The following is a 23,170-nucleotide window of genomic DNA, read 5'->3' as shown; positions in this document are numbered from 1 at the left end:
CGCGCATACGCCCAAGGCCGCCGCGCCTGGCCCAGCCCCAACCCCCCTTTTTCTGACCCCCGTATGAAAGTCCTCGTCATCGGCTCTGGCGGCCGTGAGCACGCCCTGGCCTGGAAACTGGCGCAATCGCCGCGCGTGACCCAATTGTTCGTTGCGCCGGGCAACGGCGGCACGGCGCGCAATCCCAAGTTCAGCAACCTGCCCATCACCGAGCCCCAGGCCCTGCGCGAATGGGCGCAGCGCGAAAAAGTGGCGCTGACCGTGGTCGGCCCCGAGGCCCCGCTGGCCGCCGGCGTGGTCGATGAGTTCCGCGCCCACGGCCTGCGCATCTTCGGCCCCACCAAGGCCGCCGCGCAGCTGGAGAGCTCCAAGGCCTTCTCCAAGGCCTTCATGCAGCGCCACGGCATCCCCACCGCCGCCTTCGACACCTTCACCGACCCGGCTGCGGCCAAGGCCTACATCGATCGGCTGGGCGCACCCATCGTCATCAAGGCCGATGGCCTGGCCGCCGGCAAGGGCGTGGTCGTGGCCGAGACCACCGAGCAGGCCCACCAGGCGGTGGACGACATGCTGCTGGACAACCGCTACGGCGCGGCCCACAACCAGGGCCAGGCGCGCGTGGTGATCGAAGAATTCCTCAGCGGCGAGGAGGCCAGCTTCATCGTGCTGTGCGACGGCAAGAACGTGCTGGCGCTGGCCACCAGCCAGGACCACAAGCGCCTGCTCGATGGCGACCAGGGCCCCAACACCGGCGGCATGGGCGCGTACTCGCCCGCGCCCGTGGTCTCGGCCGACGTGCACGCCCGCGCCATGCGCGAAATCATCCTGCCCACCATCCGCGGCATGGAGCGCGACGGCATCCCCTTCACCGGCTTTCTCTACGCCGGCCTGATGATCGACGCCCAGGGCCAGCCGCGCACGCTGGAGTTCAACTGCCGCATGGGCGACCCGGAAACCCAGCCCATTCTGATGCGCCTCAAGAGCGACTTGTTCGAAGTGCTCAGCGCCGCAGTGGACGGCCGGCTCGATCAGGTCGAGCTGGCCTGGGATCGGCGCGTGGCGCTGGGCGTGGTCATGGCCGCGCACGGCTACCCCGAGGCGCCGCGCAAGGGCGACGCCATCAGCGGCCTGCCCAGCGACGATGCGTTCGACGATGCCGTGGTGTTCCACGCCGGCACCACGCTGGAGCAGGGCGTCGTCAACACCAGCGGCGGCCGCGTGCTGTGCGTGACCGCGCTGGGCGACAACGTCAAGCTGGCCCAGCAGCGCGCCTATGCCGTGCTCAGCCAGATCCAGTTCGACGGCGCGCAATACCGCAAGGACATTGGCCACCGCGCCATCAAAAGCCAGGGTCGGAGCGAGGCGGGCTGAGAGCCTGTTCAAAATCTCGGCGCGAGTGGGCAAGAAGCGGTTTGGGATGGGCTGCAAGGCGCAAAACGCAGCCTAGCTGGGGCTATGGCGAGGCTTTGCGGGCGCAGCAGAGCGCCCAAATCCGCTCTCTTGACCGCCGTGCAAAGATTTTGAACAGGCTCTGAGACCGCTGAGCCATTCCGCGCCGCCAGCGCGCCCTGGCAAGCGCCTGCCTGCCAGGGCAATCAGCAAGGCCGAAACACAGGTAACAGTGTGCATGTGCCCATTCGCACTACGGCAAGGCACCTACAATGCGCCACGCATCTTGGCAGGCGCAGACTTTGCGCCGATCCTGCCAAGCCTGTTTTCATACTCATACTTTGAAGGGAGTATTGCCATGAACATCAAAACCCTGTCCATGCTGGCCGGTTGCGCTGTGGCGCTGGCAGCTTGCAGCGGCACACAGCCCAAGCAGCCTCAAAACCAAGTGTCTGGCCACGCAGCAACAAATGTTGCGCCCGCCCAGCATCACGAAATGATGGCCAGCAAATTTGCTTGCCAAAACGGTCTGACCGTCTGGGTGCAGCCCCGGGGCACAGAGCAGCTGGAGCTCAAGCTTGACGACAAGAGCGCCATGCTGAACATCACTGTCTCCGGCTCCGGCTCGCGCTACGTCGGCAAAAGCGGGCTGTTCGGCCGCGGCGCTGAATGGCACCAGAAAGGCAATGAGGCTTTCTTCAGCTTCTACGACCCTTACAACAATCTGGTGGAAACCAACTGCACCAGCACCGCAAACTGAATCAGCCAGCGCTAGTTCATGAAAAAAGCCCATGCAGTTTTTGCTGCATGGGCTTTTTTCATGGCTGCGATGCATCAGGCATCGCGAAAAACCGGCTGGCGTTTTTCCAGCCCGGCCATCACGGCCTCACGCTGATCGGCGCTGCCCAAGAGCTGCAGCTGCTCCAACGATTCGGCCAACAGCAATTCGCCGGCCGAGGCATCGGCCGTGCTGTTGAGCAAACGCTTGGCCGCGCGCATAGCCTGCGGGCTGAAGCCAGCCATTTGCCGGGCCAGCTCCAGCGCTTGCGCCAAAGGGTCTTGCACCAGCCGGGTCGCCAGACCGATCTGGCAGGCCTCCTGGGCGTCCACCATGCGACCGCTGAACACCAGCTCGCGCGCGATGTCGGCGCGCACCAATTCACGCAACAGCGCCATGCCCGCCATGTCGGGCACCAGGCCCCAATGCATTTCACGCACCGACAGGCGCGCATCGGGCGCCACCAGGCGCACATCTGCGCCCAGGGCCAATTGCAAGCCGCCGCCCAAGGCCACGCCATGCAGCGCGGCCACGACTGGCACCTCCAACGTGCGCCACTGCCAGCAAATGTGCTGGGGCAGGTTGGCCTGGCCATGGCTTCGCTCAGCCAGCCGACCCAGGGCTGGATCCAACGCCTGGCCACGCAGCAGGCCCTCGAAATTGGCCATGTCCAGCCCAGCGCAAAAGGCTTTGCCTTCACCGGCCAGAACCACAGCGCGCAGGCCAGCGGCCTCGCGCAGCCAGGCGCCGGCGGCAGTCAAGCCCTTGAACATGGCCACATCCAAGGCGTTCATCTTTTCCGGGCGGCGCAGCATGACGGTGGCCACGCCATCGGCCCCCAGGCTCACGGCAACTCGGTCTTCAAAAACTTGTTCCTGCATGGCAAGACTCCTGTGGTGAATGTCATCGGCCCGTGGCCGGCGGGCAGGGCAGGGCGCTGAGGATGGCGTCACAAACGCTCGACGATGGTGACATTGGCCATGCCGCCGCCTTCGCACATGGTTTGCAGGCCCCAGCGCTTGCCGTGCCGGCCCAGCGCATGCACCAACGTGGTCATGAGCTTGGTGCCCGAGGCCCCCAGCGGGTGGCCCAGCGCAATGGCGCCGCCGTGCACGTTCATGCGCGCGGCATCGGCGCCCAGCGCCTGCTGCCAGGCCAGCGGGATGGGCGCAAAGGCTTCGTTGACTTCGTACAGATCAATGTCTTCGATGCGCATGCCGGCTTTTTTCAACGCCGCCTCGGTGGCCGGCAGCGGCGCTTCGAGCATGATCACCGGGTCGTGGCCCAACACGCTCATGTGGTGGATGCGCGCCAGCGGCGCCACGCCCAGCGCGCGCAGGCCGCGCTCATTGACCACCAGCACGCCCGAGGCGCCATCGCACACCTGGCTGGCATTGGCGGCGGTGATGACGCCGCCTTCCTGCAGCAGCTTGACGTTCTCAATGGCTTCGAGCGTGGCGTCAAAACGCAGGCCCTCGTCCACGGTGTGCCACTGGCCAGTGCCCTGGCCCTGGGCGTCGCGCACTTCAATGGGCAGGATTTCCGCCTCGAAGTGGCCTGCCTGGGTTGCGGCCACGCCGCGCTGGTGGCTTTGCAGCGCATAGGCGTCGAGCTGCGCTTTGTCCAGGCCGTATTTGCTGGCCATCATTTCCGCGCCCATGAACTGGCTGAACTCGACCCCGCCGTAGCGCGCGTCGATGCCAGGGCTTTGGTAATAGCCCATGCCCGCCTTGCGCGGCAGGGCCATGGGGCTGCCCATGGGTACGCGGCTCATGGATTCGACGCCAGCGGCGATGACCACGTCCATGACGCCGGACATCACGGCCTGCGCGGCAAAGTGCAGGGCCTGCTGCGAGGAGCCGCACTGGCGGTCGATGCTGGTGCCGGGCACGGCCTCGGGCAGCACGGAGGCCAACACGGCATTGCGCGCCACGTTGGCGGCCTGCTCGCCGATCTGGCTGACGCAACCCATGAAAACGTCCTCGACCTGGGCGGGATCGACGCCGCTGCGCGCCACCAGCGCGTCGAGCACCTGCGCGGCCAGATCGACGGGGTGCCAGCCGGCCAGGCGGCCATTGCGACGGCCGCCGGCGGTGCGCACGGCGGCCACGATGTAAGCGGGGGAGGGCATGGGCAAGGGTCTCCTTGAAAAAAAACAGGCCACCGTTCAGCAGCGCCTGTGCAAGGCCGCATCGCAGCCTGCAATGCGCGGCAGGGCAGGGCAGGGCAGGGCAAGGCGGAGGCGCAGGGTGCAAAGGCCGGGCAAGCCCCCGCCCAGGCGGGCAGATCAGCCCATCAGGCGCTGCAAAGCCTCGGTGTACTTGGCCGCGGTCTGCGCAATCACTTCCTGCGGCAGGCGCGGCGCTGGCGGGGTCTTGTCCCAGGGCTGGCCGTTGACGCGCACCTGCTCCAGCCAATCGCGCAGGTATTGCTTGTCGTAGCTGGGCGGATTGGTGCCTGCGCGCAGCGCCTGCTCATAGCCTTCGACGGGCCAGTAGCGCGAGCTGTCGGGCGTGAGCACCTCGTCCATCAGCGTCAGCGTGCCATCGGCATCCAGGCCGAACTCGAACTTGGTGTCGGCAATGATGATGCCCTTGGCCAGGGCCAGCTGCGCGGCGCGCTCATACAGCGCCAGGCTGATGCTGCGGATCTGCGCGGCCAGCTCGGGGCCGACCATTTCGACGGTTTTCTCGTAGCTGATGTTCTCATCGTGCTCGCCCACCTCGGCCTTGGCCGCCGGCGTGTAAATGGGCTCGGGCAGGCGCTGGGCATTGCCCAGGCCGGCGGGCAGCGGCACGCCGCACACGGACTGGGTTTGCTGGTATTCCTTCCAGCCGCTGCCGGCCAGGTAGCCGCGCACCACGGCCTCGATGGGCAGGGGCTTGAGGCGCTTGACCAGCATGGCGCGGCCTTGCACCTGCGGCAGCTCCTGCTCGGTGACGACACTCTCGGGCGCCTGGCCGGTCAGGTGGTTGGGGCAGATGTCGGCCAGCTTGTCGAACCAGAACAGCGCCATGCGGGTCAGCAGCTCGCCCTTGCCGGGGATGGGCTGGCCCATGATGACGTCGAAGGCGGAGATGCGGTCGCTGGCGATCATCAGGATGCGGTCATCGCCAACGGCGTAGTTGTCCCGCACCTTGCCGCGAGCCAGCAAGGGCAACGAAGTCAGGGAGGAGGTGTGCAGGGCACTGGTCATGTCAACAAGCCAACAAACAATCGGGGGAATCTACAAATGCCCTGGGGCCGCACGGCAAGGCCCGCAGGGCAGGGGAGGGCAGGCGGCATTATTGCCCAGCCACAGGGCCGCGCGCGGCTGTCGCCGGCGGCTGTGCACTCACATGCAAGAGCGCGCCAAGGCCCAAAGCGCCCAGGCGCGCGCCACCAGCCAGCCGTTGAGCGCGCCGCCCAGCGCCGCGGCGGCCAGCACGACTGCGGGCTGCGCGGCCAGCGCCGGGTTCACGGCCTGCGTGGCGGCCATGGCATAGCGCAGGCAGAAGATGCCCAGGATGACCCACAGCGGCGCCCAGCTTCCAGCCAAGTGCAGGCGGCGCGTGGCAGCGTCGAAATGCTCACCAGGGCGCAAGGCGCGGCGGCGGCCAATGAGGGCAACGAGCAAGGCGCTGGCGCCCCACACCGCCAGCGCGACCGCCATTGAGTCTGTGGCGGCCCAGCGGGCGGCCAGCGTCGCGGGCGTGAGGATGAGCATGACCAGCGGCAATGCCAGCGCCCGCGCCGGCGAGACGCGACGCGCACGCGTTTGCATCCAGCCCAGCGTCAGCAGCGCCGCCAGCAATGGCCAAACCCACAAGGGCGTGTGCGTAATAAGCTCGGCGGCGGTCATGGCAACGATTGGGGGCGCGATGGAGACTCAAGCCGCCGCGCTGCTCTTGAGAAACAAACGGTAGGCCGGGTTGTCGCTTTCCTCGACGTAGGGATAGCCCAACGCATCGAGAAACTGCTGGAATGCCGCATCGTCCTGCTGCGGCACCTGGATGCCCACCAGAATCTTGCCGTAGTCCGCCCCCTGGTTTCGGTAATGAAACAGGCTGATGTTCCAGCTCGGCTGCATCAGGCTGAGGAACTTGAACAGCGCGCCAGGGCGCTCGGGAAAGATGAAGCGCAGCAGGCGCTCGTGGTTGGCCAGCGGCGCTGGCCCGCCGATGAGGTGGCGCAAATGCTCCTTGGCCAGCTCGTCGTGGGTCAGGTCCAGCGTCTTGAAGCCGTGCGCATCCAGGTGCGCGGCAATCTGCGCCGATTCGCCCGGCCCATTGGTGGCCAGGCCAACGAAGACGTGCGCGGCGTGCCGGTCGCTCATGCGGTAGTTGAACTCGGTAACGTTGCGCGCTGCGCCTGGCAGCTGGGCAATGGTTTCGCAAAAGCTGCGAAAGCTGCCGCGCTCTTCCTTCATCGTCACGGCAAACAGCGCCTCGCGCTGCTCGCCCACCAGCGCGCGCTCGGCCACGAAGCGCAGGCGGTCGAAGTTCATGTTCGCGCCGCACAGAATGGCCGCATAAGTCTGGCCCTGGGTGTGGCGCTGGGCCACGTACTGCTTGATGGCCGCCACGGCCAGCGCGCCGGCCGGCTCGACGATGCTGCGCGTGTCGATGAAGATGTCCTTGATGGCGGCGCAGACCTCGTCGGTGCTGACGACCACGTACTCGTCCACCAGCTCGCGGCTGATGCGGAAGGTCTCCTGGCCCACCAGCTTGACGGCCGTGCCGTCCGAGAACAGGCCTACGTCGGCCAGCTCCACGCGCTCGCCGGCCTCGACCGAGCGCCGCATGGCGTCCGAATCGTTCATCTGCACGCCAATGACGCGCACGTCCGGGCGCACCGCCTTGATGTAGTTGGCCACGCCAGCAATCAGGCCGCCGCCGCCAATGGCCACGAACACTGCATCCAGGCGGCGGCTGCCCAGGCTTTGCAGCTGCCGCAGCATCTCCATGGCGATCGTGCCCTGGCCGGCGATCACGTCCGGGTCGTCAAACGGGTGCACGAAAGTCAACCCTTGCTGCTGCTGCAATTGCAGCGCGTATTGGTAGGAGTCGCTGAAACTGTCGCCGTGCAGCACCACCTCGCCGCCCAGGCCGCGCACCGCGTCGATCTTGAGCTGCGGCGTGGACACCGGCATGACGATCACCGCCCGCGCACCCAGCCGGCTGGCGCTGAGCGCCACGCCCTGCGCATGGTTGCCGGCCGAGGCGCAAATCACCCCGCGCTCGAGCTCTGCCGGTGAGAGCTGCGCCATCTTGTTGTAAGCGCCGCGCAGCTTGAAGCTGAACACCGGCTGCTGGTCCTCGCGCTTGAGCAGCACCTGGTTGCCCAGCCGCGCCGAGAGCTGGCGCGCCGGCTCCAGCGGCGTTTCCACAGCCACGTCATAAACGCGGGCAGTGAGGATTTTTTTCAGGTAATCGGCGGGGGTGAGCGTCATCGCAATCGGGGCTGCAGTGCCACAGGCAAAGCGGCGATGATACGCGCGCCACCGGCCACGCCTTGCGCAGCAAGGCCCGCACAAGGCCCGTGCAAGGCCCATGCACCATGGGCAAAAAAGAACCCCGCAGCGGCAAGTTGGCCAGCTGCGGGGTCAATCCACCGGTTGAGAGGTGGAGGAGACAAACGGCCGTTCAGCCCATCGGCATTTGCCCGGATTGCGCACTGGCCAGTATTGCGCCAGGCTGCGCGCGCTGAACGGTGCGGGCATTCTACGGTCAAACCGCCAGGCCTGCCGCAGCGCATCCGCCCCGTCGCACGCAGGCGACAGGGCCGCAGCGCGATCCGCCCATAGCATCGGGCCTTTGCCCCATCCCATCGCCCAGACGGAGCCTTGCCATGACCCAATTCACCCCATCCCCGCAGCGCCAAAGCGCCGGCCGCGTGCTGGTCGATGCGCTGGCCCTGCACGGCGTGCAGCGCGTCTTCTGCGTGCCCGGCGAGAGCTATCTGGAAGTGCTGGATGCGCTCTACGACGCCGCCGGCATCGAGGTGGTCGTCACCAAGCACGAAGGCGCAGCGGCCAACATGGCCGAGGCCGACGGCAAGCTCACCGGCCAACCCGGCATCTGCATGGTCACGCGCGGCCCCGGCGCCACGCACGCCAGCATCGGCGTGCACGTGGCCCAGCAGGATTCCACGCCGATGATTTTGTTCATCGGCCAGATCGCCCGCGAGGACAAGGGCCGCGACGTTTTCCAGGAGGTGGACTACCAGCAGCTGTTCGGCCACATGGCCAAGCTGGTCATCGAGATCGACCGCGCCGAGCGCATGGCCGAGCTGATTGCCCGCGCCTTCCACGTGGCCGTCAGTGGTCGGCCTGGCCCGGTGGTCGTGGCGCTGCCCGAGGACATGCTGCAGGAGGCCACCGACTGCCCGGCCTGCCGCGCCACGCCGCTGGCGCCCGCGGCCGTCGATGCCGCCACGGCGCAGCAGGTCGGGCAGTTGCTGGCCCAGGCGCAGCGGCCGCTGCTCATGCTGGGCGGCTCGGGCTGGACGCCCCGGGCGCACGCGCTGCTGCGCACGCTGGTGCAGCGCTGGCAGTTGCCCGTGGCCTGCAGCTTTCGCCGCCAGGATTTGTTCGACAACCGCGACCCGCACTTCGTCGGCCACCTCAGCCTGGGCATGGGAGCCTCGGTGCGCGCCATGGTGCAGCAGGCCGATGTGCTGCTGGCTGTGGGAGCGCGGCTGACGGACGTGAGCACCGGCGAATACGAGCTGCTGCAGGTGCCGCGCCCGCAGCAAACCCTGGTGCACTGCCATCCCGGCGCCGATGAGCTGGGCCGCGTCTATCAGGCCGATGTCGCCATCGCCGCCAGCCCCGAAGCCTTGCTGCAGGCCCTGCTGGACTGGGGCCAGGCAGCCAGCGCCGCACCGCAGCCCGGCGCCTGGCAGGGCTGGCTCAGCCAGGGCCGCGCCGGCTATGAAGCCTTCATCGGCCTGGGCGGCACTGAGCCAGATGCCCAGATCGACGGCGTGGACCTGCGCGCCGTCGTGCAATACCTGGACCGCAAGCTGCCCGAGGACGCCATCCTCACCAACGGCGCGGGCAACTACGCCATCTGGCTGCACCGCTTCTTTCGCTACCGCCAGCCGCGCACCGAGCTGGCCTCCACCTGCGGCGCCATGGGCTATGGCCTGCCTGCGGCCATCGCCGCCGCGCTGCGCCACAGGCAACGCCAGGTCGTCTGCTTCGCGGGCGATGGCTGCTTCATGATGTACCCGCAGGAGCTGGCCACCGCCGCCGAATGCGGCGCCCGCCTGACCGTGCTGCTGGTCAACAACGGCATGTACGGCACCATCCGCATGCACCAGGCGCGGCGCTACCCCGGCCGCGTCAGCGCCACGCGCCTGCCCGGCCCCGACTACTGCGCCCTGGCGCGCGCCTGCGGCGCCCATGCCGAGCTGGTCACCCGCACCGAGGACTTCGCCGCCGCCTGGCAGCGCGCCCAGCAATCGGGCCGCCTGGCGCTGATCGAACTGCGCACCGACCCAATGCAAATCACCCCCGAGCAACGCCTGTCGCCAGAGAATGCCTGAGCGCCTGCTCGGCATGAATCGGCCCGCCAAGGCAGCGTATAGTCCGGCAGCGCCTTTGCACTGCCCACACCGCACGCCCATGCCCGCCGCCGCCTTGCACCAACCCCTGGCCGAACGCCTGCGCCCGCGCACGCTGGGCGAAGTGGTGGGCCAGCAGCACCTGCTGGGCGAGGGCATGCCGCTGCGGCTGGCTTTTGAGTCGGGCCGGCCGCACAGCTGCATCCTCTGGGGCCCGCCCGGGGTCGGCAAGACCACGATTGCGCGGCTCATGGCCGGCGCCTTCGATGCGCAGTTCATTGCCATCAGCGCGGTGCTCGGCGGCGTCAAGGAAATCCGCGAGGCGGTCGAGCAGGCCCAGCAGGCCCGCGACGGCCTGGCGCCGCAGCCCACCATCGTGTTCGTCGATGAGGTGCACCGCTTCAACAAAAGCCAGCAGGATGCCTTTTTGCCGCACGTCGAAAGCGGCCTGTTCACCTTCATCGGCGCGACCACCGAAAACCCCTCGTTCGAGGTCAATTCGGCCCTGCTCTCGCGCGCGGCGGTCTATGTGCTGCAACCGCTGCAGCATGCCCAGCTGCGCGAAATCGTGCAGCGCGCGCAGGCCCTGGGGGCCGTGCCCGCCATCGAGGAGCAGGCGCTGCAGCGCCTGCTGGACTACGCCGATGGTGACGCCCGGCGGCTGCTCAACACGCTGGAGACGCTGGCCATGGCGGCGCAGCAGGAGCGGCTTGAGCGCGTCGATGATGCCTGGCTGCTGCGCGTGCTGGGCGAGCGCATGCGCCGCTACGACAAGGGCGGCGACCAGTTCTACGACAGCATCAGCGCGCTGCACAAATCGGTGCGCGGCTCCGACCCGGACGCGGCGCTGTACTGGATGCTGCGCATGCTCGACGGCGGCGCCGATCCGATGTACATCGCGCGGCGCATGATCCGCATGGCCAGCGAGGACATCGGCCTGGCCGACCCGCGCGCGCTGCGCCTGGCGCTGGACGCCACCGAAACCTACGAGCGCCTGGGCTCGCCCGAGGGCGAGCTGGCGCTGGCGCAGTGCCTGGTCTATCTGGCCGTGGCTCCCAAATCCAACGCCGTCTACACCGCCTACAAGGCCGCGCGCGCCTGGGTGCAGCGCGATGGCACGCGCCCGGTGCCCGTGCACCTGCGCAATGCGCCCACCCAACTGATGAAGCAACTGGGCCACGGCCAGCACTACCGCTATGCCCACGACGAGCCCGACGCCTTCGCCGCCGGCGAGCGCTACCTGCCCGAGGGCATGGCCGAGCCCGGCTGGTACCAGCCCGTGCCACGCGGGCTGGAGATCAAGATCGGCGACAAGCTGGCCCAGCTGCGCGAGCGCAACCGCCAGGCCAGGCAGATTCAGCCCCCGCCACAGGGCCAACAGCCAGAGCAACCGTGATGCGGCGCACCCGAATAGCGGGAACGTCCAGCGCCGCAGCCTGAGGAGCCATACGGCATCATGGGGAAAAAACCGAAAACAGGTGTTCAGGAGGTGAATATGACTCGAATGGCCCATGTGACCCAGATCAATCTCGTTGTCGACGATCTGGAGCGAAGCCGTGTGTTCTATGCGGCGCTGGGTTGTGAGCTGCGTGCGATCACCCTTCCAAGCGATGAGACGCCGCGCGCATGGGTCGTTACCTGCGGCTTCGCGCCGCTGGCCATCCACACCGCCGAGTTCGCCGCGTGGTGGGATCCATCCGCACCAACCGTGAACGCTGGCGCCACCATCATCGATGTCACCTTCGATGCCTACGCCGACGCAGCCCGGTTCATCGAGACCGTCCGTACAAATGGCGGGCGGCTGGTGCAGGAGCTCACCGACATGCCCTGGGGCCAGTCCTACGCCATCTTCACCGACCCCGATGGCTACCGATGGGGCGTCAAGACGACACCGGCACAGGCGTCCGCGCCCGACGCATCGTCGTAGGCACTGAGCCACACGCATGTGCGCGCATGTGCGTGTTCCCCCCCAACGGCACGATGCCCGGCCCGATGGCGGCACTTCGTGAAGCAATGCGCCCTCAAGTGCGCAGCGCCTCGCGCACGCCGGCCACCATGCGGCGCGAGACCTGCAGGGTTTCGTCCGTGCCGTGCAATTGCACGCGCCAATGGTCGCCGTCTTCCTTGCTGTGCACCTTGTGCAGCGCGCGCAGCGCCTTGCGCGCCACCAAGGCGTTGCGGTGCACGCGCAACAGGTATTCGGGGAAGCGCTTTTCCAGATCGTTGAGCGAATCAACGCACAGGTAGTCGCGCTGCCTAGTGTGCAGCGTGACGTACTTCATTTCGGCGCGGCAGAAAATGATGTGCTCCAGCAGCACGCGCTCGCTGTGGCCGCGCTCGTTGATGTAGATGAATGGCCCGCTGGCCGCCGGCATGCCAGCGGCCCCATCGGCAGCGGCCGGGCCTGCCGGGGCCGAGGCCTGTGGCGCCATGGCGGCCTGCTGCGGCTGCTGCATCTGTTGCCAGCGCTGCACGCGCTCGAGCGTCTGGCGCAGGCGCTCCAGCCGCACGGGCTTGGTCAGGTAGTCCAGCGCCTCCAGCTCAAAGGCCTGCGTGGCAAATTCGGCATGGGCGGTGACGAACACCACCGCAGGCGGCGGCTGCATGCGGCGCAGCAGCTGGGCAAAAGCCATGCCGTCCATGCCGGGCATGTTCACGTCCAGCAGCACCAAGTCGATGCGGGCATGCTCTTGCATGCGCTGCAGGATTTGCTGCGCCTGGCTGGCGGCAGCGGCTTCGAACACGCGACAGGGCACGGCGGTTTGCTCCTGCAGCAGCGTGGCCAGGCGCTGGCGCGCCAGCGATTCATCGTCAACGATCAGGATGTTCATGGCAGATGGGCGGCAAGGGCCGGTTTGGTTGGGGTTCAATGGAATGCCGCGCGCTGGGCCGCATCGCGCCCCAGCAGCGGCTTCGCTGGCAGGTTCATGGCCACTTCGTAGCGGCCATCGTGGGTGCGACAGCGGAAATCGGCATTGACGTCGTGCATCAGGCGCAGGCGGTCGCGGACGTTTTGCAGCGCAATGCCGTTGCCGCCCCGGCCCGTGGCCTGGGCGGCCGTGCTGTTGGGGCCGGGCACGGTATTGCTGATGCGCAGCAGCACGCGGTCGCCCTTGCGGCGCACCAGCACGTGGATTTCACCGCCTTCGCTGCTGGGCTCGATGCCGTGCTTGATGGCGTTTTCCACCAGCGGCTGCAGCAGCAGCGGCGGCACGCTGGCCTGCAGCGCCGCCTCGTCCACCATCCAGCTCACGCGCAGGCGACCTTCGAAGCGGATGCCCTCGATGCGCAGGTACTGGCGGGCGATTTCCACCTCCTTTTCCAGGTTGGAGACGCTGCAGGCATCGAGCAGCGCGTGGCGAAACAGGTCGCTCAAGTCTTCAAGCATGGATTCGGCCTTGGCCGGATCCTGGCGCACCAGGGCGATGGCGCTGTTGAGGGTGTTGAACAAAAAATGCGGTCGGATGCGCGATTGCAGCTCCGCCAGCCGCGCCACGGTGGATGCTGGCTGGCTGGCGCGCTGGCGCATGGCGAACATGCTGGTGAGCAGGCCGGCCAGGCCCATGCCGCTCAGGCCCGAAGCCAGCCAGTTCACACCGCTGCCGCGCAACTGGCCGGGCATGGCGTACAGGGCAAAGGCCAGCAGGCCGCAGCCGCAGCCCGTCAGCAGCGCATAGGCCCATTGCACCGAGGGCGCCTGCCTGTCGAGCCAGTGCTTGAGCCAGCAGGCCAGCAGCAGCCACAGCAGCAGCGGCGGGAACGCGATGCCGGTGAGCAGCGCAAAGTGGCCCAGCCACTGCTGCGGGCCATCGGCGCCAAACAGCAGTACCAGCGCCAGCGGCAGCTCCATCAACAGCAAGGCGCGCAGCACCACGCCCATGTGGCAGGCATCGAACAGCAGGCGCGATGGCGGCCTCGCAGCGGCCCTGGCCAAGGGCTGCTGACGCGGCGATGCCGCAGATAGAATGCCTGGTTTTCTCCCGCTCATTGTGTTCTTGTGTTTTTTGCGGCGGCGCGGCCCGATGCCGCGCGCCAGAGCCCGCATGCCAACGCCTTTGTGCCATTGCAGCGCCTTTGTGCCATTGCGCGCGGCCCAATGGCCAGCACCGCACGACACGATGCCAGCTGCCATTATTCCCGAGTTCCATGCCTGAAAACCGTGCACCACAACCCTCTGCCAACCAGCTGGCCTCCAAGAGCGAAGGCTGGTCGGCCCTGTTCACCGAGCCAATGAGCGATCTGGTCAAGCGCTACACCGCCAGCGTGTTTTTCGACCAACGGCTGTGGAGAGCCGATATTGCTGGCAGCCGCGCCCACGCGCAGATGCTGCAGGCGGTGGGCATTCTCTCGGCCGAGGACGGCGCCGCCATCGCCCGCGGCCTGGATCAGATCAGCCAGGAGATCGAATCGGGCCAATTCGACTGGCAGCTCGATCTGGAGGACGTGCACCTGAACATCGAGGCGCGCCTGACGGCCTTGATCGGCGATGCCGGCAAGCGCCTGCACACCGGCCGCAGCCGCAATGACCAGGTGGCCACCGACGTGCGCCTGTGGCTGCGCGATGAGATCGACGCCATCATCGCCCTGCTGGGCCAGGTGCAGCATGCGCTGCTGGACGTGGCCGAGCAGAACGTGGACGTGATCCTGCCGGGCTTTACCCACCTGCAGGTGGCCCAGCCGGTGAGCTTTGCCCACCACCTGCTGGCCTATGTGGAGATGTTTGGCCGCGATGCCCAACGCCTGGGCGACGTGCGCCGCCGCACCAACACCCTGCCGCTGGGCGCGGCCGCGCTGGCGGGCACCAGCTACCCGCTGGATCGGGCCATGGTGGCGCGCGCGCTGGGCATGGTCGATGAGGCGGGCAATCCGCAGATCTGCCAAAACAGCCTGGACGCCGTCAGCGACCGCGATTTCGCCATCGAATTCAGCGCCGCCGCCGCGCTCATCATGGTGCACATCAGCCGCCTCTCAGAAGAGCTGATCGTCTGGATGAGCCAGAACTTCGGCTTCATCCGCATTGCCGATCGCTTCACCACCGGCAGCTCCATCATGCCGCAGAAGAAAAACCCCGACGTGCCCGAGCTGGCGCGCGGCAAGACCGGCCGCGTGGTTGGGCATTTGATGGGCCTGATCACGCTGATGAAAGGCCAGCCGCTGGCCTACAACAAGGACAACCAGGAAGACAAGGAGCCGCTGTTCGACACCGTGGATACGCTGCGCGACACGCTGCGCATCTTTGCCGAGATGATCGGCGGCCAGACCGACGCGGCCACCGGCCAGCGCAGCGGCGGCATCAGCGTCAACGCCCAGGCCATGGAGCAGGCCGCGCTGCGCGGCTATGCCACGGCCACGGATCTGGCCGATTACCTGGTGAAAAAAGGCCTGCCGTTTCGCGACGCCCATGAAACCGTGGCCCATGCCGTGCGCATTGCCATCGAGCGCGGCGTGGATTTGAGCGAGCTGCCGCTGGCCGACCTGCAGCGCTTCAATCCGGCCATCGAGGCCGACGTGTTCGAGGCGCTGAGCCTGCGCGGCTCGCTCAATGCGCGCAATACCCTGGGCGGCACTGCGCCAGCGCAGGTGCGCCAGCAAATCCAGGCACACCGCCAGCGCCTGGGCGCCTCTGAATGAAAACCCGCTTGCTCGGCCAATGAAAAAAAACCGCAGTCCATGCACAAAGGCATGGCTGCGGTTTTTCATTGGCATCAGGCCTGCATGGCCCGTGCCGCCTCACTGCGCCGGGCGGTAATAGGTGCGGCCGTTGATGGTCTGGTATTGGTGCTGCACCAGCGGCGCATCGACCGGGGCAGCGCGGTAGTAAGGCTGCGGCGCGTAGGGCTGGTGGTATTGCGGCGCCTGGTAGACCGGGGCCGGATAGACCGGGCTGGCCTGCACCGGCGGCATGACATAACCGGGCGTGGCCCCGCCCTGGCCGGGGGCCACAGGCGGTTGGCTGGCCGAAGTGGCATTGGACAGCGCATAGCCCAGCAAACCGCCAGCCACCAAGGCGCCCACGGCCAGCTCGGTGTTGCGCCGACGGCGCTCGCGCCGGTCGTCATCGTGGCGCACCTGGGGCTGGGGCCGGTAGGGCGGGTAGTAATGACTGTGGCCGCGCTCGAAGCGGGCATCGTAGTGCTGGCGGTAGCGGTCGCCATCGTCGTAGTAATAGCCGTACTGCGCCGAGGCGCTGCTTGCCAGCAGCAGCGCCGCAGCGCTCAGGGCCAGGCCGGCAATGGTTTTCTGTGTGGTTTGCATGGGATGAACAACTCCTTCTCGTCAAGGCCGGTGCAAAGACTCCAAAGCCTATGCGCACCATGTAAAGCAAAGGTCAAGGCCAAAAAAACACCTGCAAACTCTGCAAGACCCTGGCAGCCCAAAGCACCCCCCAGGGCTTTCCAAGACAGCTTTCAACGCTGCCACAGCCTTCGGCGTTGACCTTGGGACAAGCAGTGCAGAGCACAGCCATGGTTCCATAATCGCGCGCATGGCTTTGATCACACTTTTGAACATGCAATTGGCCTTTGGCGATGTGGCGCTGCTGGACGGGACGGATTTCTCCGTCGAGGAAAGAGAACGCATTGCCTTCATCGGCCGCAATGGCGCGGGCAAGTCCTCGCTGCTGAAAATCATGGCCGGGCTGGCCCAGGCCGACGAGGGCACGATCCACCGGCAGACTGGCCTGCGCACCGCCTATGTGCCGCAGGAGCCGCAGTTCGACGCGCAGCACAGCATCTTCGAGGCCGTCTCGGCAGGCCTGCAGCCGGTGATTGCGCTGCGCGAGCAATACCTGCGGCACGAGCCGGGCGTGGACCTGGACGCGCTGCAATCGCAGATCGAGGCGCTGGGCGGCTGGACCTGGGAGCAGCGCGTGGCAGAAACGCTGCAGCGCCTGCACCTGCAGCCCCAGGCGCTGGTGGGCAGCCTCTCGGGCGGCAACAAAAAACGCGTGGCCCTGGCCCAGGCGCTGGTGCAGCAACCGGACTTGCTGCTGCTGGACGAGCCCACCAACCACCTGGATCTGGACTCCATCGCCTGGCTGGAGGACTTACTGCTGGACTTCAAGGGCAGCATCGTCGTCATCACCCACGACCGGGCCTTTCTGGACCGCATCGCCACGCGCGTGGTCGAGCTCGACCGTGGCCAGCTTCGTTCCTACCCGGGCAACTACAGCCAATACCGCGCCCTGAAGGACCAGCAACTGGCGCAGGAGGCTGTGGAGCACGCCAAGGCCGACAAGCTGCTGGCGCAGGAGGAAATCTGGATCCGCAAAGGCGTGGAGGCGCGACGCACGCGCAGCGTCAGCCGCATTGCGCGGCTGCAGGCCCTGCGCCAGCAGCGCGCCGAGCGCCGCAACGCACTGGGCACGGTGCGCATGGAAATCGCCCGCGGCGAGGCCAGCGGCAAGATCGTGGCCGAGCTTTGCGGCGTCAGCAAGCAATTTGGCGCGCAGCCACTGATCCGTGATTTTTCCACCACCGTGCTGCGCGGCGACAAGATCGGCCTGCTGGGCCCCAATGGCGCGGGCAAGTCCACGCTGCTGAAGATCATCCTCGGCCAGCTGCAGCCCGACAGCGGCAAGGTGCGCCTGGGCACGAACCTGCGCATCGCCTATTTCGACCAGATGCGCGAGGCCATCGACCCCGAGGCCACACTGGAGGACTTCATCAGCCCAGGCAGCGAGTGGATCGAGATCGGCCAGCAGCGCAAGCACGTCAAAAGCTATCTGGGCGATTTCCTGTTCTCGCCACAGCGCGCGCACTCGCCGGTCAAATCCCTCTCGGGCGGCGAGCGCAACCGGCTGCTGCTGGCGCGGCTGTTTGCCACGCCGGCCAATGTGCTGGTGCTCGACGAGCCCACCAACGACCTGGACATGGAAACGCTGGAGCTGCTGGAAGAGCTGCTGCAGACCTACGAGGGCACGGTGCTGCTGGTCAGCCACGACCGCAGCTTCGTGGACAACGTGGTCACGCACACCATTGCCGCCGAAGGCCAGGGCCTGTGGCGCGAATACGAAGGCAGCGTGCAGGACTGGTTGCTGCAATCGCAGCGCAGCCGCGCCCTGGCCGCGCAGCGGCAAAGCAGCCAGCCAGCGCCCGCTGCCGGCCCTGCCACGCCGCCGGCCCCGGCGCCAACACCCAGCGCCGCGCCAGCGGGCAAGCGCAAACTCAGCTACAAGGAGCAGCGCGAGCTTGAGGCCTTGCCCGGGCGCATCGATGCGTTGGAGGCCGAGCAGGCGCAGATCCAGGCCGAACTGGCCGATGGCAGCCTGTACGCCAGCGACCACCAGCGCGCAGCGGCATTGTCCGAACGCAGCGTGGCCATTGAAGAGGAGCTGATGCAGGCATTGGAACGCTGGGAGGCCTTGTCGGGCTGATGACCTTGTTCCGAAAGCCTGCCCAGACCCTCATCAGCAGGCACGCACTGCAATCGTTCGCACTACTTGCGCTGGCCGCATCCTGATGGATGCGGCTTTTTTTTGCCCTCGTATCTGTGGCCACAAAAGCCCTGCAGGCCCATTTCATGGCGCATCAGTCCACAGGCCAGCCGGGGCAAAAATCATTTCATTGCAAGGCGCGGCGGTTCCAATTTCCGAATTTGCGGCGCGGTCTCTCACTACCATCACTGCAAAACTTTTTTTAAAAAAGTAGTCGTAGTAGTAGATCGCCGCCTGGCTTGTGGATAAGTGTCTTGGTGCATGAAAAAACAAACACTTGCACGGCAAAAAAGCCTGTGCGTGACTGCCGTGCAGTGTCAGCCGCAATTGGGGATAAAAACAGCACCCGACAGAGCTGGCGCAGTTGTGCGCATTCCATCCCCTGCCAACCCCAAGGCTTGTGCACAACTTGTCCAGTGCGCGCTTTGTTTCACGTGGAACAGCCGCGCGATGACTGGCACAGAGCTTGATGACAGACTCTGAAAATGGCAGGCCGGTAAAATCGCGCCTTTTCAATCGGCTTGGCCGAATGGACATTGCCATGTCTGACTCAAGCAATCACTACACCTATCCGCAGGAATTTGACGTCATCGTCGTGGGCGGCGGCCATGCCGGTACCGAGGCGGCGCTGGCCGCTGCGCGCATGGGCTGCAAGACCTTGCTGCTGACGCACAACATCGAAACCCTGGGGCAGATGAGCTGCAACCCCTCGATCGGCGGCATCGGCAAGGGGCATCTGGTCAAGGAGGTCGATGCGCTGGGCGGCGCGATGGCGCTGGCCGCCGATCTGGGGGGCATCCAGTTCCGCACGCTCAACAGCAGCAAAGGCCCGGCGGTGCGCGCCACGCGCGCCCAGGCCGACCGCGTGCTGTACAAGGCGGCCATCCGCCACATGCTGGAGAACCAGGCCAATCTGTGGCTGTTCCAGCAGGCGGTGGACGATTTACTCATCGAGGGCGATCGCGTGGCCGGGGCTGTCACCCAGCTGGGCCTGCGCTTTCGCGCCCGGGCGGTGGTGCTGACAGCGGGCACTTTCCTCGATGGCCGCATCCATGTGGGCCTGAACAACTACCAGGCCGGCAGGGCGGGGGATCCGCCGGCGGTGACGCTGTCGGCGCGCCTGAAGGAATTGCAACTGCCCCAGGGGCGGCTCAAGACCGGCACGCCGCCGCGGCTGGATGGGCGCAGCATTGATTTTTCCCGGTGCACCGAGCAGCCCGGCGATGGCGTGCCCGGCGGCGACCGGCCCGAGCACATGCCGGTGTTCAGCTTCATGGGCAGTCGCGCCATGCACCCGCGGCAGATTTCCTGCTGGATCACGCACACCAATGCGCGCACGCACGAGATCATCCGCAGCGGCTTTGATCGCAGCCCGATGTTCACCGGCCGCATCGAGGGTGTGGGGCCGCGCTATTGCCCCAGCGTCGAGGACAAGATCAACCGCTTTGCCGACAAGGACAGCCACCAGATCTTTCTGGAGCCCGAAGGCCTGGACACGCACGAGATCTACCCCAATGGCATCTCCACCAGCCTGCCATTTGACGTGCAGTATGCGCTGGTGCGCTCCATGCCGGGGTTGGAGAACGCTCACATCCTGCGCCCTGGCTACGCCATCGAGTACGACTATTTCGACCCGCGCGCCCTCAAGAGCAGCTTCGAGACGCGGCAAATCCAGGGCCTGTTCTTTGCCGGTCAGATCAACGGCACGACCGGCTATGAAGAGGCCGCCGCCCAAGGTCTGTTTGCCGGCTTGAACGCGGCCTTGCAATGCCGTGGCGAGGCCCCTTGGCTGCCGCGGCGCGACGAGGCCTATCTGGGCGTGCTGGTCGATGACCTGATCACCAAGGGCGTGACCGAGCCCTACCGCATGTTCACCAGCCGCGCCGAATACCGCCTGCAGCTGCGCGAGGACAACGCCGACCTGCGCCTGACCGAGGCCGGGCGGCGCCTGGGTCTGGTGGGCAATGCGCGCTGGGAAGCCTTTTGCCGCAAGCGCGAGGCCATCGAGGCCGAGACTGCGCGCCTGCAGGCCACCTGGGTCACGCCGCGCAATCTGCCGCAGGCCGAGGCCGAGCGCGTGCTGGGCAAGGCCATCGAGCGCGAGTACAAGCTGTTCGATCTGTTGCGCCGCCCGGGCGTGGGCTATGAAGCGCTGATGGGCCTGCAACCCGAGCCCCAGGCCGGCCTGGTGATTGGCAACGAGGCGGTTTCACGTGAAACACTGGGCGAGCTTTATGGCCCGGTGGTCGAGCAGATCGAGATTGCCGCCAAATACAGCGGCTACATCGACCGGCAAAAGGACGAGGTCGAGCGCGCCTTGCATTTCGAGAATCTGCTGTTGCCCGAGGATCTGGACTACGCCGAGGTCACGGCCCTGTCGTTCGAAGTGCGGCAAAAGCTGGCGCAGCATCGCCCGCGCACGCTGGGCCAGGCCTCGCGCATCTCGGGCGTCACGCCGGCGGCCGTGTCGCTGCTGCTGATCCACCTGAAAAAGATGGGCAAGAAATGGGCGCCAGGGATTGTGGATGAGGTGGAGCCATGAGCGCTGAGCCGCTGCAGCGCAGCCTGCAGGCTGGCGCCGAGGCGCTGGGCGTGCCGCTCGATGCGCAGCAGCAGCGCCAGCTGCTGCAATACCTGCAGCTGCTGCAGAAGTGGAACCAGGTCTACAACCTCACGGCGGTGCGCGATCCGCAGGAGATGCTGCAGCTGCACCTGCTCGACTGCCTGGCGGCGGTGCCGGGCTTTCTGCAGGCGCTGCGCGAACAGCAGACCCGGATTCAAGCCCAGAACCAAGCCCAGGCCCAGGCCGATGTTGCAGCCGTGCCGGTGCTGGATGTTGGGGCCGGCGGCGGCCTGCCGGGCGTGGTGCTGGCCATTTGCTGTGCGCAGGCGCAGGTGCAGTGCGTTGATGCCGTGGCCAAGAAAATGGCCTTCGTGCAGCAGGTGGCAGGGGCGCTGGGGCTGGCCAACCTCAGGGCCACGCACGCCCGTGTTGAGGGGCTGTCAGGGCAGTACCCGATCATCGCCTCCAGGGCCTTTGCCAGCTTGGCCGATTTCGTCACGCTGACGCGCCAGCGCCTGGCGCCCGGCGGCGTCTGGATGGCCATGAAGGGCAAGCGCCCGCAGCAGGAGATCGACGCCTTGCCGCCTGGGGTGCAGGTGTTTCACGTGGAACAACTGCAGGTGCCGGGCGTGGCGGCCGAGCGCTGCATCGTCTGGATGCGCCAGAGCGACGAGGCGGTTTGAGTGGCTTCCCGGGGCGCGGTGCAATGCCGCTATGATCGCGGCTTTTGATGTCTGGGCCGGACGCTGGCGGTGGCGACATTGCCGGGCGCAGGCCATCGACATGCATTGAAAAGACAGAGCAGACCATGGCGCAAATCTACTGTGTGGCAAACCAAAAGGGCGGGGTGGGCAAGACGACCACCAGCGTGAACCTGGCGGCGGCGCTGGCCCGGATCGGGCAGCGCGTGCTGCTGGTCGATCTGGATCCGCAGGGCAATGCCACCATGGGCTGCGGGGTGGATAAGCGCGCGCTGCAGCACTCGGTGTACGACGTGCTGCTGGGCCAGTGCCCGGCGGTGCAGGCGCTGGTCAGCTCGCCGGCGGCCGATTTCCAGGTGCTGGGCGCCAACCGTGAGCTGGCCGGCGCCGAGATCGAGATGGTCGAGCTGCCGCGGCGCGAGCACCGTCTGCGCGATGCACTGGCCGATCTGCAGGACCAGTTCGACTTCATCCTGATGGACTGCCCACCCTCGTTGGGCCTGCTCACCCTCAATGGCCTGTGCGCTGCGCATGGCGTGATCGTGCCCATGCTGTGCGAGTACTACGCGCTCGAAGGGCTGACGGATCTGGTCAACACCATCAAGCAGGTGCATGCCAACTTCAACCGCGATTTGAAGATCATCGGCATCCTGCGCGTCATGTTCGATGCGCGTGTCACGCTGCAGCAGCAGGTCAGTGAGGAGCTCAAGCAGCATTTCGGCGGCAAGGTGTTCGACACCCTCATTCCACGCAATGTGCGCTTGGCCGAGGCGCCCAGCCATGGCCTGCCCGGCGTGGTCTATGACCCCGGCGCCAAGGGCAGCAAGGCCTTCGTGCAGTTCGCGCAGGAGCTCAGCCAGCGCCGCCCGGGCCAGCAGCGCGCTGCGGCCACTGCGGCCACTGCTTCGTCCACGGCGCCGCAGGCCCAGCCCGCGCAAGGGTCGGGGCAGGGCGAGTCGCCCAGCCACCAGGGTGCAGGCGATGAGCACAAGCCATCACCGCCGCCGCCCGCCAGCCCGCCAGAGGCCGGCGTGCCATTGGGGCTGCGCAAGCCTTCGGCTTCGTCATGAGTGCCCCAGCGCCGGCCGTGCAGCTGTTGCTGCTGCCCGCGCACCAGGGCGCAGGCATTGGCGCTGCCCAGCAGCCCGCCGGGCTGCTGCCGCGCTGGCACGCCGTCTATGGCGACCCCTGTGTGGCGCAGCACGACTGGCAGCGCCCGCGCAGCGGCGACTGGCAAATCCAGCTGGAGCAGGCCGTGCTGCACAGCCAGCGGCCCGTGGCGCTGCTGGCCGAGGGCCTGGGCTGCCAATTGGTGGCGCGCTGGGCCCAGCACAGCCGCCATGCCCGGCGCGTGCTGGCGGCGCTGCTGCTGGCGCCGCTGGATGTCGAGACCGAGCAATACCAGCACCAGTTGCCCAGCTGGCAACCCATGGCGCGCACGCGCTTGCCCTTTGTCAGCCAATTGCTGCTGCCCCGGCCCATGGCGGGCGCGCCGCTGCAGCGCATGCAGCAAATGGCCGCGCACTGGGGCAGCAGCCTGCGCTGGCTGGACGAAGAGCATGGCGAAGGGCAGGGGGCGCAGCAGCCAGCAGCCCAGCTTGGCCCGCTGCGGCTGGCCTTGCAGGAACTGCTGGCCAGCGTGGCTGCGGCCCTGCCGGGGCAAGGGGCGCATCGGCCCACGGATTGACGCCGGCCGGCGCGCCGGGGCCTTCCATCGCCCTTGGGCGAGCGCCCGGGGCCTGGCCCTGCGGCCGGAA

At 67.1% G+C, this 23,170-nt stretch carries 19 protein-coding genes and 1 pseudogene; 11 read left to right on the top strand and 9 right to left on the bottom strand.

Translation table 11 applies throughout. The features are described 5' to 3' along the window. Positions 1 to 63 precede the first annotated feature (63 nt). Together purD and CK625_RS11175 are read left to right on the top strand one after the other, a co-directional pair. Entirely contained in the window at positions 64 to 1,371 is a 1,308-nt protein-coding gene (purD, locus tag CK625_RS11180) for a phosphoribosylamine--glycine ligase (RefSeq protein WP_095540403.1), read from the top strand. Positions 1,372 to 1,675: 304 nt separating this feature from the next. Then, positions 1,676 to 2,149, top strand: coding sequence for an MliC family protein (locus CK625_RS11175; RefSeq protein WP_238945635.1), 474 nt, complete (start codon positions 1,676 to 1,678; stop codon positions 2,147 to 2,149). Between the two features lie 74 nt (positions 2,150 to 2,223). On the opposite strand, the gene CK625_RS11170 is transcribed toward CK625_RS11175, so the two are convergent. The 5 genes from CK625_RS11170 to ilvA form a co-directional block, all read right to left on the bottom strand. After that, on the bottom strand, positions 2,224 to 3,048 hold the full coding sequence (locus CK625_RS11170) for a crotonase/enoyl-CoA hydratase family protein (RefSeq protein WP_095540401.1): 825 nt from the start codon (positions 3,046 to 3,048) through the stop codon (positions 2,224 to 2,226). A gap of 68 nt (positions 3,049 to 3,116) precedes the next feature. Continuing rightward, on the bottom strand, positions 3,117 to 4,298 hold the full coding sequence (locus tag CK625_RS11165) for an acetyl-CoA C-acetyltransferase (RefSeq protein WP_095540400.1): 1,182 nt from the start codon (positions 4,296 to 4,298) through the stop codon (positions 3,117 to 3,119). Between the two features lie 156 nt (positions 4,299 to 4,454). Next, positions 4,455 to 5,363 (bottom strand): phosphoribosylaminoimidazolesuccinocarboxamide synthase, encoded by a 909-nt coding sequence (locus CK625_RS11160; RefSeq protein ID WP_095540399.1) that lies wholly within the window; start codon positions 5,361 to 5,363, stop codon positions 4,455 to 4,457. Between the two features lie 138 nt (positions 5,364 to 5,501). Beyond that, positions 5,502 to 6,008, bottom strand: a complete 507-nt coding sequence (locus CK625_RS11155) for a DUF6622 family protein (protein ID WP_143326265.1) — start codon at positions 6,006 to 6,008, stop codon at positions 5,502 to 5,504. 27 nt (positions 6,009 to 6,035) lie between these two features. After that, the gene (ilvA, locus tag CK625_RS11150) at positions 6,036 to 7,598 is read right to left on the bottom strand and encodes a threonine ammonia-lyase, biosynthetic (RefSeq protein WP_095540397.1); all 1,563 of its coding nucleotides are present in this window, start codon (positions 7,596 to 7,598) and stop codon (positions 6,036 to 6,038) included. A gap of 398 nt (positions 7,599 to 7,996) precedes the next feature. On the opposite strand from ilvA, the gene CK625_RS11145 reads away from it, so the two are divergent. The 3 genes from CK625_RS11145 (at position 7,997) to CK625_RS11135 (ending at position 11,642) form a co-directional block, all read left to right on the top strand. Further along, positions 7,997 to 9,697, top strand: a complete 1,701-nt coding sequence (locus CK625_RS11145) for a thiamine pyrophosphate-binding protein (protein WP_095540396.1) — start codon at positions 7,997 to 7,999, stop codon at positions 9,695 to 9,697. Positions 9,698 to 9,776: 79 nt separating this feature from the next. Further along, on the top strand, positions 9,777 to 11,111 hold the full coding sequence (locus tag CK625_RS11140; RefSeq protein WP_238945634.1) for a replication-associated recombination protein A: 1,335 nt from the start codon (positions 9,777 to 9,779) through the stop codon (positions 11,109 to 11,111). Positions 11,112 to 11,210: 99 nt separating this feature from the next. Next, entirely contained in the window at positions 11,211 to 11,642 is a 432-nt protein-coding gene (locus tag CK625_RS11135) for a VOC family protein (protein ID WP_095557144.1), read from the top strand. Between the two features lie 94 nt (positions 11,643 to 11,736). Here CK625_RS11135 and CK625_RS11130 read toward each other — a convergent pair whose 3' ends face one another. Both CK625_RS11130 and CK625_RS11125 read right to left on the bottom strand, forming a co-directional pair. Then, a complete protein-coding gene (locus tag CK625_RS11130; RefSeq protein WP_095540394.1) occupies positions 11,737 to 12,546 on the bottom strand; it encodes a LytR/AlgR family response regulator transcription factor in 810 nt (269 codons plus the stop codon). Between the two features lie 35 nt (positions 12,547 to 12,581). Further along, on the bottom strand, positions 12,582 to 13,649 hold the full coding sequence (locus CK625_RS11125; protein WP_172425150.1) for a sensor histidine kinase: 1,068 nt from the start codon (positions 13,647 to 13,649) through the stop codon (positions 12,582 to 12,584). Positions 13,650 to 13,861: 212 nt separating this feature from the next. Here CK625_RS11125 and argH point away from each other — a divergent pair, with 212 nt between their 5' ends. After that, positions 13,862 to 15,346 (top strand): argininosuccinate lyase, encoded by a 1,485-nt coding sequence (gene argH / locus CK625_RS11120; protein ID WP_095540392.1) that lies wholly within the window; start codon positions 13,862 to 13,864, stop codon positions 15,344 to 15,346. Between the two features lie 99 nt (positions 15,347 to 15,445). On the opposite strand, the gene CK625_RS11115 is transcribed toward argH, so the two are convergent. After that, positions 15,446 to 15,970, bottom strand: coding sequence for a hypothetical protein (locus tag CK625_RS11115; protein ID WP_095540391.1), 525 nt, complete (start codon positions 15,968 to 15,970; stop codon positions 15,446 to 15,448). Positions 15,971 to 16,199: 229 nt separating this feature from the next. Here CK625_RS11115 and CK625_RS11110 point away from each other — a divergent pair, with 229 nt between their 5' ends. Then, positions 16,200 to 18,089 (top strand): ATP-binding cassette domain-containing protein, encoded by a 1,890-nt coding sequence (locus tag CK625_RS11110; protein ID WP_095540390.1) that lies wholly within the window; start codon positions 16,200 to 16,202, stop codon positions 18,087 to 18,089. Between the two features lie 144 nt (positions 18,090 to 18,233). Here the strand turns inward: CK625_RS11110 and CK625_RS13755 are convergent, their stop codons facing one another. Continuing rightward, positions 18,234 to 18,692, bottom strand: coding sequence for a hypothetical protein (locus tag CK625_RS13755; protein WP_143326264.1), 459 nt, complete (start codon positions 18,690 to 18,692; stop codon positions 18,234 to 18,236). On the opposite strand from CK625_RS13755, the gene mnmG reads away from it, so the two are divergent. The 4 genes and pseudogenes from mnmG to CK625_RS11090 all read left to right on the top strand — a co-directional run bounded on the left by mnmG (position 18,691) and on the right by CK625_RS11090 (position 23,100). Continuing rightward, a complete protein-coding gene (gene mnmG, locus CK625_RS11105) occupies positions 18,691 to 20,691 on the top strand; it encodes a tRNA uridine-5-carboxymethylaminomethyl(34) synthesis enzyme MnmG (RefSeq protein ID WP_095540418.1) in 2,001 nt (666 codons plus the stop codon). The genes CK625_RS13755 and mnmG overlap by 2 nt on opposite strands. Continuing rightward, a complete protein-coding gene (gene rsmG, locus CK625_RS11100; protein WP_095540389.1) occupies positions 20,688 to 21,395 on the top strand; it encodes a 16S rRNA (guanine(527)-N(7))-methyltransferase RsmG in 708 nt (235 codons plus the stop codon). Before mnmG ends, rsmG begins: the two co-directional genes overlap by 4 nt. Before the next feature lie 125 nt (positions 21,396 to 21,520). Further along, positions 21,521 to 22,276 (top strand): annotated as a pseudogene (locus CK625_RS11095) (ParA family protein); the annotation flags it as partial. A 203-nt stretch (positions 22,277 to 22,479) separates the two neighbouring features. Further along, positions 22,480 to 23,100: an alpha/beta hydrolase gene (locus tag CK625_RS11090; RefSeq protein WP_095540387.1), complete on the top strand. Its 621-nt coding sequence runs from the start codon at positions 22,480 to 22,482 to the stop codon at positions 23,098 to 23,100. The last annotated feature ends 70 nt before the right edge of the window (positions 23,101 to 23,170 follow it).

The sequence above is a fragment of the Vandammella animalimorsus genome, from assembly GCF_002285265.1.
In the GTDB taxonomy this organism is placed as follows: Bacteria; Pseudomonadota; Gammaproteobacteria; order Burkholderiales; family Burkholderiaceae_C; genus Lampropedia.
This window is presented reverse-complemented; position numbering and strand designations above follow the sequence as displayed.

Excerpts from the sequence above, each read along its gene's own strand:
- purD (WP_095540403.1), top strand. The coding sequence starts at position 64 with ATGAAAGTCCTCGTCATCGGCTCTGGCGGCCGTGAGCACGCCCTGGCC.
- CK625_RS11170 (WP_095540401.1), bottom strand. The coding sequence starts at position 3,048 with ATGCAGGAACAAGTTTTTGAAGACCGAGTTGCCGTGAGCCTGGGGGCC.
- CK625_RS11165 (WP_095540400.1), bottom strand. The coding sequence starts at position 4,298 with ATGCCCTCCCCCGCTTACATCGTGGCCGCCGTGCGCACCGCCGGCGGC.
- CK625_RS11160 (WP_095540399.1), bottom strand. The coding sequence starts at position 5,363 with ATGACCAGTGCCCTGCACACCTCCTCCCTGACTTCGTTGCCCTTGCTG.
- CK625_RS11155 (WP_143326265.1), bottom strand. The coding sequence starts at position 6,008 with ATGACCGCCGCCGAGCTTATTACGCACACGCCCTTGTGGGTTTGGCCA.
- ilvA (WP_095540397.1), bottom strand. The coding sequence starts at position 7,598 with ATGACGCTCACCCCCGCCGATTACCTGAAAAAAATCCTCACTGCCCGC.
- CK625_RS11145 (WP_095540396.1), top strand. The coding sequence starts at position 7,997 with ATGACCCAATTCACCCCATCCCCGCAGCGCCAAAGCGCCGGCCGCGTG.
- CK625_RS11140 (WP_238945634.1), top strand. The coding sequence starts at position 9,777 with ATGCCCGCCGCCGCCTTGCACCAACCCCTGGCCGAACGCCTGCGCCCG.
- CK625_RS11135 (WP_095557144.1), top strand. The coding sequence starts at position 11,211 with ATGACTCGAATGGCCCATGTGACCCAGATCAATCTCGTTGTCGACGAT.
- CK625_RS11130 (WP_095540394.1), bottom strand. The coding sequence starts at position 12,546 with ATGAACATCCTGATCGTTGACGATGAATCGCTGGCGCGCCAGCGCCTG.
- argH (WP_095540392.1), top strand. The coding sequence starts at position 13,862 with ATGCCTGAAAACCGTGCACCACAACCCTCTGCCAACCAGCTGGCCTCC.
- CK625_RS11115 (WP_095540391.1), bottom strand. The coding sequence starts at position 15,970 with ATGCAAACCACACAGAAAACCATTGCCGGCCTGGCCCTGAGCGCTGCG.
- CK625_RS11110 (WP_095540390.1), top strand. The coding sequence starts at position 16,200 with ATGGCTTTGATCACACTTTTGAACATGCAATTGGCCTTTGGCGATGTG.
- mnmG (WP_095540418.1), top strand. The coding sequence starts at position 18,691 with ATGTCTGACTCAAGCAATCACTACACCTATCCGCAGGAATTTGACGTC.
- CK625_RS13755 (WP_143326264.1), bottom strand. The coding sequence starts at position 18,692 with ATGGCAATGTCCATTCGGCCAAGCCGATTGAAAAGGCGCGATTTTACC.
- rsmG (WP_095540389.1), top strand. The coding sequence starts at position 20,688 with ATGAGCGCTGAGCCGCTGCAGCGCAGCCTGCAGGCTGGCGCCGAGGCG.
- CK625_RS11090 (WP_095540387.1), top strand. The coding sequence starts at position 22,480 with ATGAGTGCCCCAGCGCCGGCCGTGCAGCTGTTGCTGCTGCCCGCGCAC.